The 16,306-nt window shown below is 40.2% G+C and carries 11 protein-coding genes and 1 pseudogene; 6 read left to right on the plus strand and 6 right to left on the minus strand.

Going from position 1 to position 16,306, the window contains the following annotated elements; translation table 11 throughout:
• Nucleotides 1-28 precede the first annotated feature (28 nt).
• Nucleotides 29-658, minus strand: a complete 630-nt coding sequence (eda, locus tag QLG01_RS04970; protein WP_005302210.1) for a bifunctional 4-hydroxy-2-oxoglutarate aldolase/2-dehydro-3-deoxy-phosphogluconate aldolase — start codon at nt 656-658, stop codon at nt 29-31.
• A gap of 20 nt (nt 659-678) precedes the next feature.
• Complete coding sequence (gene edd / locus QLG01_RS04975; protein WP_282495953.1) at nt 679-2,532, minus strand: phosphogluconate dehydratase; 1,854 nt, start codon at nt 2,530-2,532, stop codon at nt 679-681.
• A gap of 659 nt (nt 2,533-3,191) precedes the next feature.
• On the opposite strand from edd, the pseudogene QLG01_RS04980 reads away from it, so the two are divergent.
• The 5 genes and pseudogenes from QLG01_RS04980 (at nt 3,192) to QLG01_RS05000 (ending at nt 9,135) form a co-directional block, all read left to right on the plus strand.
• Nucleotides 3,192-3,312, plus strand: a pseudogene (locus QLG01_RS04980) (hypothetical protein).
• Nucleotides 3,294-4,496 carry an acetate kinase gene (locus QLG01_RS04985; protein ID WP_005302205.1) on the plus strand — a complete coding sequence of 401 codons (1,203 nt, stop codon included), beginning with the start codon at nt 3,294-3,296 and terminating at the stop codon, nt 4,494-4,496. The pseudogene QLG01_RS04980 and the gene QLG01_RS04985 overlap by 19 nt, the downstream one beginning before the upstream one ends.
• Before the next feature lie 41 nt (nt 4,497-4,537).
• Entirely contained in the window at nt 4,538-6,682 is a 2,145-nt protein-coding gene (gene pta, locus QLG01_RS04990; RefSeq protein WP_005302202.1) for a phosphate acetyltransferase, read from the plus strand.
• A 228-nt stretch (nt 6,683-6,910) separates the two neighbouring features.
• Nucleotides 6,911-8,437 carry a fumarate hydratase gene (locus tag QLG01_RS04995; protein WP_005302199.1) on the plus strand — a complete coding sequence of 509 codons (1,527 nt, stop codon included), beginning with the start codon at nt 6,911-6,913 and terminating at the stop codon, nt 8,435-8,437.
• Between the two features lie 143 nt (nt 8,438-8,580).
• Entirely contained in the window at nt 8,581-9,135 is a 555-nt protein-coding gene (locus QLG01_RS05000) for a DUF2059 domain-containing protein (RefSeq protein WP_151768602.1), read from the plus strand.
• Nucleotides 9,136-9,159: 24 nt separating this feature from the next.
• On the opposite strand, the gene QLG01_RS05005 is transcribed toward QLG01_RS05000, so the two are convergent.
• The 4 genes from QLG01_RS05005 to tig all read right to left on the minus strand — a co-directional run bounded on the left by QLG01_RS05005 (nt 9,160) and on the right by tig (nt 13,580).
• Entirely contained in the window at nt 9,160-9,876 is a 717-nt protein-coding gene (locus QLG01_RS05005) for a DUF2846 domain-containing protein (protein ID WP_282495954.1), read from the minus strand.
• Between the two features lie 152 nt (nt 9,877-10,028).
• Nucleotides 10,029-11,342, minus strand: coding sequence for an ATP-dependent Clp protease ATP-binding subunit ClpX (gene clpX / locus QLG01_RS05010; protein WP_005302193.1), 1,314 nt, complete (start codon nt 11,340-11,342; stop codon nt 10,029-10,031).
• Nucleotides 11,343-11,447: 105 nt separating this feature from the next.
• The gene (gene clpP, locus QLG01_RS05015; RefSeq protein WP_003654845.1) at nt 11,448-12,053 is read right to left on the minus strand and encodes an ATP-dependent Clp endopeptidase proteolytic subunit ClpP; all 606 of its coding nucleotides are present in this window, start codon (nt 12,051-12,053) and stop codon (nt 11,448-11,450) included.
• 192 nt (nt 12,054-12,245) lie between these two features.
• Nucleotides 12,246-13,580 carry a trigger factor gene (gene tig / locus QLG01_RS05020; RefSeq protein WP_151821260.1) on the minus strand — a complete coding sequence of 445 codons (1,335 nt, stop codon included), beginning with the start codon at nt 13,578-13,580 and terminating at the stop codon, nt 12,246-12,248.
• Nucleotides 13,581-13,994: 414 nt separating this feature from the next.
• Here tig and QLG01_RS05025 point away from each other — a divergent pair, with 414 nt between their 5' ends.
• Nucleotides 13,995-16,283, plus strand: coding sequence for a TonB-dependent siderophore receptor (locus tag QLG01_RS05025; RefSeq protein WP_282495955.1), 2,289 nt, complete (start codon nt 13,995-13,997; stop codon nt 16,281-16,283).
• Nucleotides 16,284-16,306 lie beyond the last annotated feature (23 nt).

The following is a 16,306-nucleotide window of genomic DNA, read 5'->3' on the forward strand; positions in this document are numbered from 1 at the left end:
CTTCATTTTTTATAAATATTGACTACATTTACAGTGCTCTCAACTGACTCGCAATTTGCGCTAAGCGAGTAATTTCAGCCCAATCTTGTGCAGCTACAGCAGCTTTAGGCGTTAACCATGAACCACCTACACACACTACGTTTGGTTGCTTTAAGAAATCTGGCGCTGATTCTGCCGTAATTCCGCCAGTCGGGCAAAAACGTAAGTTTGGAAATGGACCATAAAATGCTTTTAGCATCTCAACTCCACCTGCCTGTTGAGCTGGGAAGAACTTCACAATCTCATAACCCAACTCAATCGCCTGAATCAGATCACTTGGTGTCATCACACCCGGTAGTAAAGGTAAGCCAGCATCTTGTGCAGCCAAATGCAGATCTTTAGTCAAACCAGGAGATACACCAAATTGAGCGCCTGCTTTTTTAGCTTGAGCACAATGTTCTGGCTTGGTAATCGTCCCCACCCCCACCACAATGTCATCCGCCAATTGGCTCGCACGCTCAATAGCAGCAAGACCTGCAGCGGTACGCAATGTAATTTCAAGGACTTTTACACCACCTGCATGCAACGCACGTGATACATCTTCACCTTGCTCAGCAGAATCAAATGCCAATACAGGAATGACTGGGCCTAATTTGACGATATCTTCAATTTTAATCATTATTTTTCAGTTCCTTTGACTCAAATCTGCTCTGGTGAAGTTTCACCAACCAATGCACCAAATACAGATGCTCCATGTTCAGCTGGCGCAGCAGCAGCACGGAAAACACCAAATAATTCACGGCCAAAACCAACTTCGTTTTCTGCCTGATGTTCTGGCTGTGCAACAGGACGCGACAGCCAAGTCTGTTCATCTATTTCGACATCGAGTACGCCGGCCTCAGCATCAATAATCAACATATCGCCTGTTTGAACTTTAGCAATCGGCCCATTTAATAAGGCCTCAGGAGATAAATGAATCACCGCAGGAACTTTGCCTGAAGCACCAGACATACGACCATCGGTTACTAATGCAACGTGGAAACCTTGATCTTGTAAAACACCCAACACAGGCGTTAAGCGATGCAATTCAGGCATACCGTTAGCACGCGCACCTTGGAAACGAACGACTGCAATAAAATCTCGGTGTAACTCACCACGATCAAATGCTGCTTGTACTGCTTCTTGAGAATCAAACACGATTGCTGGAGCTTTAACTTTACGGTGCTCTGGCGCAACAGCAGAAATCTTGATAACACCACGACCAAGTCGACCTTGCATTAAACGCAAGCCGCCATCTGGTTGAAACGGCGCATCAATGCTACGTAGAACTTTGTCATCAAGGCTTTGAACAACACCATCAATCCAAGTGAGCTTGCCATCAATCAGTTTTGGTTCTTTGGTGTAATGCTGCAAACCTCTACCAGCCACTGTCGTTACATCGTTATGCAACAAGCTAGCTTCAAGTAAGTTACGAATAAGGAAAGCAACCCCACCCGCAGCTTGGAAATGGTTTACATCGGCCTTACCATTTGGATAGATTTTTGCGAGCAATGGAACAACAGCCGACAATTCATCGAAGTCATCCCAGTCAATCAAAACGCCAGCGGCACGAGCAATCGCAATCAAATGCAAAGTATGGTTGGTTGAACCACCTGTAGCGAGTAACGCCACAATGCCGTTTATAATTGCTTTTTCATCGACAACATGACCAATCGGCGTGTAGTTTCCACGCTCAACTGTTAAATCAAGTACACGAATCGCAGCTTCTGCGGTAAGTGCATCACGTAATGGTGTGTGAGGATGAACAAATGCAGCGCTTGGCAAATGTAAGCCCATGACTTCCATCAGCATCTGGTTACTGTTGGCTGTACCGTAAAAAGTACAAGTCCCTTGTCCGTGATAAGCAGCTGACTCAGCTTCTAGCAAAGCATCTCGACCAACTTGACCCGTTGCAAATTGCTGGCGAATTTTAGCTTTCTCATCGTTAGATAGCCCACTAGTCATTGGGCCAGCTGGCACAAAAATAGTAGGTAAATAGCCGAACTGCAAAGCCCCAATGAGTAAGCCTGGTACAATCTTGTCGCAAACACCTAGACACAAAGCTGCGTCAAACATGTTATGAGAAAGTGCAATTGCTGTGCTCATTGCAATCGTTTCACGAGAGAACAATGAGAGTTCCATACCAGCATTACCTTGGGTAATACCGTCACACATCGCAGGAACACCACCTGCAAACTGTGCCACGCCACCATTTTCACGAGCGGCTGTTTTAATTAAATCTGGAAATGTTTTATAGGGTGCATGAGCCGACAACATTTCGTTATATGACGACACAATGCCAATATTTGGTTCACGACCTACTTTAATAATTAATTTTTCATTGTCATCCATGCTGGCAAAACCATGAGCCAGATTGGCACATGAAAGTGCCCCACGAGCAGGAAATTTGCCTTGTGCATGTTCAATACGTTGTAAATATGCAGAACGAGTTTTTTGACTACGGGCGATTACACGCTCGGTCACTTTTGCCAATATTGGATTCGGCAAGTCCATGCTGGACGCTCCTGTACAACCGGATAAGCCGGAAAAGAAAAATAGACCAAATGATATATTTTTTATGATCATTTGAAAAAAGGATGAACAATATTATTCAGGCAAAAAGCGACATGCAACCCCAGCCAATGCTGCTGTAATGGCCTCAGTACAAGCTTTAAAGACATAACGAGTTTATCTTTTAGACAAAAAACTTATTTAATATTTAGGTATATTTACAGCTAAACCAAATCTCAAAAATACGGTAAATTTATTGTAAATCAACATAATAAAATATATTTAACAATATATAAATGATGAGCTTTTCATTCTAATTTTTAGTACTTATAAATCCATATTAGGTTCTTTTTTCACGCCCTTAATACCATCAAAACTTAATTTCAATTACGTATATTATTTGTAATATATGCTTAAAATTTAACTTAAAGAACCAGCTCACTTATTCAATAACGGTTTGGTTTCTACCATTTAAAATTCATCCTTCATTCAGGTTTATTTTTTCATAAATATATACAAAAAACTCGTTTCTAAGCATATAAAAAAACAAGGAATACAGTGGTTAAGCTTTATACTGGACAAATATTAGTTACAAATAATTTGATGGTCGATAGTGCTTAAGTCTAATGGGCTAAAGTCTATCTTGGACAGAAAAACAACACATGTTAAAACATGACAACCCGTTCAATCTGTATGAAAAAAATAATACATCTTGAACAGGAAGTTAGGAAAACTATTTTAAATCAGGACTTGGGTATTTCAACGTGGCTATATCAGTATTAGTTATCAATTGCGGCTCTTCATCTATTAAATACGCACTGGTTTCAGAGCGTCGTGAAGACCGTATTTACGGTTTAGCAGAAAACTTGGGGGCAGCTGACGCTCGTATTAAGGGAGTTACAGTTGGTGGTGAACCACTTGAACTTTCAATTCCTTATGCTGACCATGCCAAAGCTTTAGAAACTTTACTTGCACGTCTTGCCAACTACAAACCGCAAGCCATCGGACATCGTGTTGTACACGGTGGTAGTTTAACCAAAGCAGAATTACTCACTCCTGAAATTATTGAACGTATTCGTGCAGCAACGCCTTTGGCTCCGCTTCATAACCCAGCACATTTAATTGGTATTGACGCAACCGTACGCCTATTTCCTGAATTACCTCAAGTTGCCGTATTTGATACTGCATTCCATCAGACCATGCCACCGCATGCATACCGTTATGCAATTCCTAAGTTTTTATATACTGACCACAATGTCCGCCGTTATGGCTTCCATGGTACGAGCCACGCCTATGTATCTGATAAAGCAAGTGAGCTCTCAGGCAACCTGAAAAAAGGTGGATGGTTAACAGCGCATCTAGGAAACGGCAGTTCAACTTGCGCAGTATGGAATGGACAAAGTGTTGACACATCTATGGGCCTTACTCCACTTGAAGGTGTGGTGATGGGAACACGTAGTGGCGACGTCGACCCAAGCTTACATAGCTTCCTTGCGAAAAACCTCGGTTGGGATTTAGCAAAAATTGATAAAGTTTTAAATAATGAAAGTGGCTTACTAGGCTTATCTCAACTGTCTAATGACATGCGTACAGTGATTGAAGCTGCTGAAAATGGTAATGAAGATGCTTGTCTTGCAATTGAAGTGTTTAGCTATCGCCTTGCAAAATCACTTGCTGCATTAAGCTGTGGCTTACCAACTTTAGACGGCTTAATCTTCACGGGTGGTATTGGCGAAAACTCGGCTTATATTCGTGAAAAAACCTTAGCTTATTTACCTCATTTTGGTTTGCAGCTTGATAAAGATCAAAACAACAACTTAAAACGTGGCACTGAAGGGCGAATCGACAATGGAACTGGCCCTCAAATTTGGGTCATTCCTACAGATGAAGAAGGTCGTATTGCCAAAGAAACTCGTCAAGTTGTTGAAGCGGCAGAAAATACAGCATCTGTAGCAAGCCTTGCTTAATTAGAGCTCAGCGAAAACTCGATATTTATTTATAGGTTTATATGAATACAATTTTATTGATTCCTACAGGCGAAGGGGTTGGCTTAACCTCTGCTTGTTTAGGCATGATTTACGCACTTGATTGCAACGGGATTAAAGCTGGCTTTTTAAAACCATTTTCTCAAGAAGACCAAGAGCATCTTGACCGAACCACTTCATTATTTGGTCACTTATTTCAAAGTAAAACCGTTCAATCTATTTCACATGAAAAATTAACTCAGCTTATTGCCGCTGGGGAAGTAGATGAATTACTTGAAGAAGCTGTTAGTCTTCACCGTAGCGTTGCAGCAGACCACGATGTCATTATTGTGGAAGGCTTATTACCTAACGGACAAGACCACTTCGCCAGTGAGCTCAACGCAAGTCTTGCACAAGCGCTTGATGCAGAAGTCGTATTGGTCAGCACAGCAGATATTCAAAACCCGAAAAAAGCCGCAGAAAAAGTAGATGCTCATTTACGCCAGTTTGGTGGAGCAGCGTCAAATCGTACTGCTGGTGTACTCTTTATGCGTACCCGTGGATTAACTGAAGAAACAGCACAAATTCCTGTTGCGTTTGATCCATCGTTACGACCGACTGAAGAAATCGCAAAATTTACGACCGAACTGCAAAAATATAATCGCTATTTCGGCTCAAGCGATTTACCAATCATTGGACTGGTTCCATTTAGTAACACGCTAAGCGTACCAAGAACTCTCGATATTGCAAATGTCATTGATGGGCAATGGGTACATCAAGGTGAAGCGAAAACACGTCGTATTTTGCATTCGAGTTTAATTGCTTCAAGCATTGAATATGAACTGAATAAGTTTATTGCAGGCGAGTTGATTATTAGTGCATCTGAGCGTACCGACGTTTTACTCGCAAGTAGTTTAGCAACTAGTAATGGTATTCCTCTAGCGGGTTTAGTACTTACAGAACGAGAAGCTCCAGCACCCGAGCTTTTAGAGTTTTGTCAAAGTGCGATTAAACAAGGGTTGCCGATTTTACATACCCGTTTAAACACACTTGAAACTGCACAGCGTTTATCTAATTTTGGCAATGAAATTCCAACCGACGATACTGAACGTGCTGAGCAAGTGACCCGATTTGTTTCAAGTCATATTGATGTTGAATGGCTTAAACAGCACAGCAACAATGCAGCTACCCCTCGCCTGTCGCCATCGGCTTTCCGTCATGAACTGGTGCAAAAATCAATTGCAGCGAAAAAACGAATTGTACTACCTGAAGGTGATGAACCACGCACCATACAAGCTGCGGCAATCTGTCAAGCACGTGGTATTGCTGACTGTATTTTGCTGGCTAAACCAGATGTCGTACAGGATGTTGCAAAAGCACGTGGTATTGAATTGCCTGCTGAGCTGGCAATTGTCGACCCTGATAGTATTCGTGACCAATACGTTGCACCAATGGTTGAGCTACGTAAAGGTAAACTCAACGAACTTCAAGCGAAAGAACAGCTTCAAGATACCGTAGTGCTTGGCACCATGATGTTAGCTTTAGATCAAGTCGACGGTTTAGTTTCAGGTGCGGTACACACCACGGCCAATACGGTTCGTCCAGCATTCCAGCTCATCAAAACAGCCCCTGATTATTCACTGGTTTCATCAATCTTCTTTATGCTTTTACCAGATGAAGTCTATGTCTACGGTGACTGTGCAATTAACCCAGACCCGACAGCAGAGCAACTTGCTGAAATTGCAATTCAGTCGGCTGACTCAGCGAAAGCATTTGGAATTGACCCACGTATTGCCATGATCAGCTACTCAACTGGTACTTCGGGAACAGGTGCTGATGTTGAAAAAGTACAGCAAGCAACTCAAATTGCCCAGCAACGTCGCCCGGACTTACTCATTGATGGTCCACTTCAATACGATGCAGCTTCCGTTGAAAGTGTGGGACGACAAAAGGCACCAGACTCACGCGTTGCTGGCCGTGCCAATGTATTTATTTTCCCAGATTTAAATACGGGTAATACCACTTACAAAGCAGTACAGCGTGCTGCAAATGTTGTGAGCGTTGGACCAATGCTGCAAGGTCTAAACAAGCCTGTTAATGACTTGTCTCGTGGAGCTTTGGTAGATGACATCGTCTTTACCATTGCATTAACCGCAATTCAGGCAGAACAGCAAGCCGCTGCCAAATAATTAATATAATTAACCTTTACTACCTCTCGCCATTTGATGTCCGCTCAAATGGCTTTTTTTATTTTAGTCATTCAAGAATAAATAATTTTTCGATTTCTGGCTTTTAAATCACCTCAATATGTTCTTATGCGACTTTCGGTCAAAAGATCAACCAATCTCCCACAACACTGTCTTTTTGTCATATAATTTAGCCCGCTAGCTAACAGCCCGCTCAAGAGATTTTCTGGTATGACAACGATTATCAAACAAGATGACTTGATTACATCGATCAAGGACGCCCTACAGTTTATTTCGTACTATCACCCGCAAGACTTTATCCAAGCGATGAGCCGTGCTTATGATCGCGAAGAAAACAAAGCCGCAAAGGATGCAATTGCACAGATTCTAATTAACTCTCGCATGTGTGCGGAAGGTCATCGTCCAATTTGCCAAGATACTGGTATTGTTAACGTTTTCCTTGAAGTGGGCTTAGATGTTAAATTTGATTTAACAATGAGTTTAGACGATGCGGTAAACGAAGGTGTTCGCCAAGGTTACCTTGAAAACAGCAACGTTCTTCGTGCATCTGTACTTGCTGACCCAGCATTTGGTCGCAAAAATACAAAAGATAATACCCCTGCTGTAATTCACTACAAACTCGTTCCGGGTAACAAAGTAGATATTACTGTTGCTGCTAAAGGTGGCGGTTCAGAAAACAAATCTAAACTTGCAATGCTTAACCCATCTGACTCGATTGTTGACTGGGTTCTTAAAACTGTTCCAACAATGGGTGCAGGCTGGTGTCCTCCAGGTATGCTCGGTATCGGTATTGGTGGTACTGCTGAAAAAGCCATGATGCTTGCTAAAGAAGCACTCATGGAAGAAATCAACATGGACGAATTACTTCGCCGTGGACCAGAGAACAAAATCGAAGAACTTCGTATCGAAATCTTTGAAAAAGTAAACGCACTTGGTATTGGTGCTCAAGGTCTTGGTGGTTTAACGACTGTTCTTGATATTAAAATCAAAGACTACCCATGTCATGCTGCTGGTAAACCAGTAGGTATGATTCCTAACTGTGCTGCTACTCGTCATGCTCACTTCCAGCTTGATGGTACAGGTGTAGCTCATATTCAAGCACCAAAACTTGAAGACTACCCTTCAGTAACTTGGGACTCTTCACAATCTAAGCGCGTAAACCTTGATACCATTACTCAAGCAGAAATGGATTCTTGGAAACCAGGCGACACATTACTTCTTAGCGGAACAATGTACACAGGTCGTGATGCTGCGCACAAACGTATGGTTGAAATGATCGACAACGGTGAAGAATTACCAGTTGATCTTAAAGGTAAATTTATTTACTACGTTGGTCCTGTTGATCCAGTGGGTGATGAAGTCGTTGGTCCTGCTGGCCCTACAACTGCAACACGTATGGACAAATTCACACGTAAAGTACTCGAACATACTGGTCTATTCGGTATGATTGGTAAAGCTGATCGTGGCCCTACAGCAATTGAAGCAATCAAAGACAACAAAGCAACTTACTTAATGGCAGTTGGTGGTGCGGCTTACCTCGTATCTAAAGCTGTTCGCGAAGCTGAAGTTGTTGCGTTTGCAGACTTAGGTATGGAAGCAATCTACAAATTCGTAGTTGAAGATATGCCTGTTTCTGTTGCAGTTGATGTAAACGGTACTTCAATTCACGCAGTAGCTCCAAAAATCTGGCAAGCGAAAATTGGAAAAATTCCAGTAGTCGATGCAGCAGCTGGCTAATCAAGAAAAGCACCGAATTCGGTGCTTTTTTTTTTGCATTCTTTTTTTATTTTAAAATCTGAAAAGAATTGTAACAATTACTTCTTCAATCTGTGCTATTAATAAATGCACTCTCTCGCCATATATTGAATATAGGTCATTTCATGACTATTCGCCCTATTCTTAAAAATCTTTCAATCAGTCTCTGCTTAAGCTGTATTACAACAAGCTTATTTGCTTCTCCTGCCAAATTAAGTTCAGTAAAAGAACTCATGCAAATGAGCCAAATTGATTACCTACTTAAAGAATCAATTAATGAATTAACGCCTTACTATGATCAACAGGCAGAACAGATCGTTAGTAATATCACAGGTATCAAAACTTTAGGTCCAAAAGAAAAAGAGGCCGCGAAAAAGTTAGGTTTACTATTAAAAGATTCGAGCAATCAACTCATTAGCAATCCTAAAACCACGCAAGCCTTACAGGATATTTACCTAAAGACTTATACTGAAGAGGAAGTTCAAGCAAATTTGAAGTTTTTGAAAACTCCAGAAGGCCAATCAATTACACGCAAGAACGTGCAAATTATGGGGCAAATTTCAGAATATATGATGGAGTTGGGACAACAGACCTTTAATGACCCTAAAGCAAGGGATCATATGCAAGAAGAGATGCTTAAAATTCTTGCCCCACTCATGAAAGATAAAGAAAAGTCTTAATTTTTCTTTATCTTTTGCAGTCCATTACCAAGTTAAAGGATTCCATAATTTAAATGGCTTAATCAGATGTACATCTGATTTTTCATCATATTTGGCAGGCTTTAATTCTTGTGGTTTATGACGTATCTTTCCTGAAGCATCTTCAGCCACAAAGTTGTAGCTAGAAGATTTAAGCTCAGTAAACGCTATCTCTTTACGTCCAATATTGTCTTGCATTAACATAAATGGGCCAGTGTGTTCACCACGGTCCATTTTGTTCTCTTCATCATATTTCAAATAATAAGACGTTCCCGCCTCAACAGTGATATCAATATATTTCGGTTCTTGAAAATGAATACCAAGTAGAGGGCGGCTCGCAGAAAGACGATAAGTGCCTGCTGGCAATTCAATCCAGTAATAATGATTATGTAATAGACTCGGAATGCGCTTGCCATTCACAAAGAGATTTATCGCTGCAATTTCCTGACGGTTCCATTTCGTGTCTGGTCGGTAAAGATAAACAACAGCAGCTTGTTGATTTTGTGGTTTGACTGGAACAAAAGTCTGACCCAATTTTTGATTAACCCAACCACCTACAGCAAAACCACCCACATGATATTGATCAAATAAACCTGGTTCTTTTTCAACATCAACTTTAGGTAAGGTTGCCGTCAATTCACCAGTATTTTTTTCTAAATGAGATGAACTTTGACAGCCCACAAACAGTCCGGCACAGCACAAAGATACGATTAAATAACGCATGGCATCCCTCAAAGCGTTTTGTTTTTGATTTATTTTTTACAACGCAAAACTATGCGTATTTTGTATTTTTAAGATTAACACCACGCACATAAATTGAAAACAAAAAAAGCATGAATCACTCGCGCGATTCATGCTTTTTAGATGAATGAAATCTATGCAGACTTCGAATCAATAACCTTTAAATCTGCCTTAGCAACACTTTCATGCGTTGCAGCTTCTTTAGGTTGACGCTCTGCTTTATAAACAGGTTCTGCTTCACCATTAATGACTGCTTCATTAATAATGACTGTTCCAACATCAGTACGACTTGGTAAATCGTACATGGTTTCAAGCAGCACGTTCTCCATAATAGAACGTAAACCACGCGCACCCGTATTGCGTTCAAGTGCTTTCTTCGCGATAGCACGCAATGCAGAATCTTCAAAGATCAGATCAACATTTTCCATAGTGAAAAGATATTGATACTGGCGAGTTAATGCATTTTTTGGCTCAGTCAAAATTTGCATTAATGCTTCTTCATCCAACTCTTCAAGTGTCGCAATCACTGGTAAACGACCAATGAATTCTGGAATTAAACCAAATTTCACTAAGTCGGTTGGCTCAACCTGACGGAACAATTCAGCAAGTTTTTTGGTTTCATCTTTGTTTTTAACATCAGCTGTAAAACCAATACCGCCTTTCTCTTGACGCTGCTGTACAATTTTTTCCAAACCAGAAAATGCACCACCACAAATAAACAAGATATTCGAGGTGTCAATTTGAATAAACTCTTGCTGCGGATGCTTACGTCCACCTTGCGGAGGAATAGAAGCCACTGTACCTTCAATCATTTTTAACAATGCTTGTTGTACACCTTCACCAGAAACATCACGAGTAATTGACGGGTTTTCAGATTTACGAGTAATCTTGTCAATCTCGTCAATATAGATAATGCCCTTCTGAGCTTTCTCTACATCGTAGTCCGCTTTTTGCAAAAGTTTTTGTACAATATTTTCAACGTCTTCGCCGACATAACCAGCTTCGGTTAATGTCGTTGCATCTGCCATTGCAAATGGAACGTCTAAAAGGCGAGCCAATGTTTGCGCAAGTAAAGTTTTACCCGAACCTGTAGGTCCAATTAATAGAATATTACTTTTAGCAATTTCTACTTCTTTAGACACATGGCCATTATGACCAACTTTTAGGCGTTTATAATGATTATAAACCGCAACAGATAATGTCTTTTTGGCAAGATCTTGACCAATCACATATTGATCAAGCGCAGCACGTATTTCATGTGGTTTTGGCAATGCCTTACTCGCCCAGTCCCCTGCTTCAACCTGTTGGCTGGTTTGTACAAGGTCTAAGCAGACATCCACACACTCATTACAAATATATGCGTCCTCACCTGCAATCAGTTTCCCGACTTCAGACTGCGTTTTACCGCAAAATGAACAATGTTTTTGTCCTTGAGGATGTTCGGACATATTCACTCCACAAATAGAATCTTAAATATTAGGGCAAGATGCACTGCATAAATAACTAAATGGAGATCTTTTTCAACATCTCAAGTTATTTATATAAGAAGGTCCTTATGGACGCTTACTTAACACCTGATCAACCAAACCATATTCTTTAGCAGACTGTGCTGTCATAAAATTATCACGGTCAGTATCACGAGCAACAGTTTCGTAGTCTTGACCACTATGCTCTGCCATTAAGCGGTTTAAACGTTCTTTAATAAATAGAATTTCACGCGCATGAATTTCAATATCCGATGCTTGACCGCGGAAACCACCTAATGGTTGGTGAATCATGACACGGGCATTTTCTAGACAATAGCGTTTGCCTTTAGCACCAGCATTTAATAAGAATGCACCCATTGAAGCAGCTTGGCCCATACAATATGTCACGACATCAGGTTTAATAAACTGCATCGTGTCATAAATAGCCATGCCCGCTGTCACAGATCCACCTGGAGAGTTGATATAAAGGTGGATATCTTTATCAGGATTTTCAGCTTCTAAAAACAACATTTGGGCAACAATTAGATTTGCCATGTTATCTTCAACTTCACCTGTTAAAAAAATGACGCGCTCACGTAAAAGTCGTGAATAAATATCAAAAGAACGTTCGCCGCGAGAAGATTGTTCAACCACAACAGGAACTAAAGCATTTTCAATTGTTGGAACATACATACGTTATTTATTCCTAAATTTTTTGTGACTTAACCTATGGCAACAATATGCGGGATAATTTCTCAAATTGCAAAAGGTTCGCACTGAAATATTATATTATTTATACCTAAGTACTTAATGTCGCACTCAAATTGACCACATAAAGAAAAACAAAAAAGGCGCCTAAGCGCCTTTTTCTAACTTCTAAAAAGATTAGCCCATACGGCGAGCTTGTTGTTCTTTCAATAAGTCATCATAAGATACAGCTTTGTCAGTCACTTTAGCACCAGCTAAGATGTGATCAACAACTTGATCTTCTAATACAACTGCTTCGATTTGAGCACGTTGTTGAGCATCATTTTTGAAGTATTCAATCACTTCAGTTGGATCTTCGTAAGAAGAAGCCATGTCGTCGATGTAAGCATCAACGCGAGCTTGGTCAACTTCAAGTTTAGCATCAGCTAAAACTTTGCTTACCAATACGCCAAGCTTAACAGAACGCTCTGCTTGTTCTTTGAACAATTCGTCAGGAAGCATGCTCTTGTCAAAAGATTGCGCGCCTGCACCACCGAACTGTTGAGTGAATTGTTGAACCATTTGTTGACGTTGGCGGTCAATTTCTTGAGCAACCATTGCAGTTGGAACTTCAACTTCGTTCGCAGCAACAAGTGCATCAAAAGCAGCTTGTTTAACTTGGTTACGTAAACCATTGCGAACTTCACGCTCCATATTCTTACGAACGTCAGCTTTTAATTTCTCAACGCCTTCTTCTTCAGTTACACCGAAGATTTTCAAGAATTCAGCATCAATTTCTGGAAGTTTTGATTTTTCAACTTGCTTCACAGTGATTTTGAACTGAGCTGCTTTACCAGCCAAGTTTTCAGCTTGGTAATCTTCTGGGAAAGTAACATCAATTACTTTCTCTTCACCAGCTTTCATACCAACGATGCCGTCTTCAAAGCCAGGAATCATACGACCTGAACCTAATACGAGTTTAAAGTCTTCAGCAGAACCGCCTTCAAACTTTTCACCGTCGATAGTGCCTTCAAAGTCAAAAGTCACTTGCATGTCTTTTTTCGCCATGCCCTTGGTAACAGCCCAAGTTTGACGTTGTTTTTGCAAGTTTTCGATCATAGCATCAACGTCAGCATCTTTAATTTCAGCTGTTTTACGTTCAACTTCTAAACCGTCGAATGCTTGTACTGCAACTTCTGGATAAACTTCTACAGTCGCTTCAAAAACTAAAGCATCTTCTTTATGTTCAACTTTATCAATGTTCGGCATACCTACCGCATTGATTTTTTCTTGTTGAATTGCTTCAAAAACGCTATCACGAATGATGTCATTTACAACTTCTTGATAAATGCTTGCACCGTATTCGCGGCGAACAACGTTTTCAGGTACTTTACCTGGACGGAAGCCGTTGATCTTCACAGTTTTGGCAGTGCGTTTCAAACGAGCTTCAAATTGCTCGTTAATACGGCTCGTCGGTACAGACACATTTAAACGACGGGCAACGCCCGAAACCGCTTCAGTCGTTACTTGCATGGCTTCCTCGATAAAAATTAGTGAGTAGGAACAGTTTTTTTAAAAGTGCTGTATTATATGACAACTTTCAAGATATACAAAATTAACCGATCACTTCATTTAAGTTAGCATCGTTATTCTCGTAAATTTCACAGTAATTTTATGATTCTTTAAATATTTTTCAGAAAGCATTAAGTAAAACTAATTTTTTAGTTATTCCTCATAAATCTAAAATTACAATCAAAATCTAAATTTAATCGCTTTTACAAACAATTACTAAGAATCAGTAGATTAGCTAAATAAAAGTACAATTAACCATTCAATCATTCACTTTTTCTTCATAATTCAATTGGCAAATCCAATTAACACAAACTGTACATATAAATAAGAATTATTATTATTCGCATAACCTTTTAGTTTTAGAGTCCTGAAGTCATGTCTTTGATTAGAACACGTAAAAAAATTGTTTCTTCTGCGATAGCTTCTTCGTTATCAATGATTGCAACAACAGCCATGGCACAAGAAGCAATTTCACAATTACCAACGATTCATACTCAAGCGACTCAAGAAGAATCTTTAAAAGTAGATCAGTCAGCAAACTCTAAATTCGTGGCTCCCCTCAAAGACACACCAAAATCAGTCTCTATTCTTTCTCAAAAATTAATTAAAGATACAAACTCTAATACCCTACTCGAAGCATTACGCTATGAACCTGGTATTACGCTAGGTGCAGGTGAAGGCGGTACCCCGTTTACAGATATGCCTTACATTCGTGGTTATAGCGGTCAATCTTCTATTTATGTTGATGGTGTCCGCAATACTACTTCACAAAGCCGCGATATGTTTGCCATCGAACAAGTTGAAGTTATTAAGGGCTCTTCTTCTGCCCTTGGTGGTGGTGGTAGCGTGGGTGGAAGTATCAACTTAATCCCTAAAGTTGCTCATGAAGGTGACGTTTACCAAGGTAGTGTTCAAGGTGGTACTGACAACTATCGTCATATCCAACTCGATGCAAACAAAGACTTTGGTAACGGAGTTGCTGGTCGTGTTGTTATTATGGGTCATGAAAATGAAAAAGCTGGTCAAAGTAACGGCGCAGAATATGCTCGTGCTGGTATTGCATCAAGTCTTGCATTTGGCCTAGATACTGCAACTCGCGGAACACTGAGTTACTACTATTTACGTAGTAATGATGAACCTGATGCAGGTATTCCGTTTAACAACGCAAATCCAACGACTCCTCCAGCTGGAGTTACTGTAACTCCTGGTGATGGTAAACCTGTTGATGTAAAAGCGGGTACCTACTATGGCTGGAAAGCACGTGATTTCGATAAACGTGAGAACCATATTGGTACGTTTAAATTAGAACATGATTTTAATGAAAATCTTACTTTGTCAAATATAGCAACTTACAACAAATCTAAATCTGATTATGTTTATACGAATGCTGATGACTCTAAGGGTAATATTTACAGAGGCACAATTGCTCGTCGTGCTTTAAGTCGTATTTTGGATAGCGATGCTTATAGCGATCAACTTTCTTTAAGAGGTAAATTTAATACTGGTTCATTAAAACATTCTTTTAATGTCGGTACTGAATGGAGCTTCCAAGAAACTGATCAAGGTGTACATACATTTACTAATGCTGCTGGTGAAACTACCTCAACCATTTTAGACAGCAACATTCAAAACTGTACTTCAGCCGCTGCTGTAGCAAATGGCTGGTGTACGAGTTTAAATAATCCAGGAAATGGTGCATTCACAGACAAACGTGGAACGATTACAGCACAATCGACCACTCGTAGTCATAATGTAGGCGTATATGCTTTAGATAGTATCGAATTTAATCCACAATGGTTACTTAACTTAGGTGTGCGTTGGGATAAATTTGAAACTGAGAAAAAATACAATAAAGACGTAGGTGGACGTACACCTCATAAAGCTGGCGATAAACTAGAAAGTGATACAGATTACTTCTCTTACCAAGCTGGTTTAGTTTTTAAACCAACAGAAGATGGTAGTATTTATTTAAGCTATGCTACGTCAGCAAACCCAGTAGGTGTGCTCGCTGAAGGTGATACAGGTTCAGATTCTATTAGCGACTCAGGTGCTGCAAGTGCGAGTGCAAATGATCTAAAACCAGAAGAAGCTCGTACTTTTGAACTTGGAACAAAATGGGATTTGTTTAATAATCGTGCGAACTTAACAGCAGCAGTTTTCCGTACTGAAAAGCAAAATACTCGCATCCAAATCGATCCTACAACAACTGCAAATGCAGGTAAAAGTAAAGTTGATGGATTTGAAATTAGCTTGAACGGAAAGATTACTGACAAATGGGATGTATCTACAGGCTATAGCTATTTAGATAGCGAAATCACTGAAGCTGCATACAATGCCGTTGCTCAAGAAGGTAAACCGCTTCCATTCGTAGCAAAAAACAGCGCAACTTTATGGTCTACGTATAAAGTTATGCCTCAATTGACTTTAGGTGCCGGTGTTGAATATCGTGATCAAGTTTTTGTGAACACAACTGCTCCGAAATACTTGCCAACCTACACTATTTACAACGCGATGGCTAAATACGACGTGAACAAGAACGTAAACTTACAGCTTAATATTAATAATATTTCTGATAAGCGTTATTTCACAAGTGCACATGCAGCTCACTACGCGTTTGAAGGTAATGGCCGTAATGCTGTCTTAGCGATTAACTTTAAGTACTAAGGTTAAATTCCATAATTTATTTA

This window comes from Acinetobacter sp. V89_4 (assembly GCF_029967875.1).
GTDB lineage: Bacteria > Pseudomonadota > Gammaproteobacteria > Pseudomonadales > Moraxellaceae > Acinetobacter > Acinetobacter oleivorans.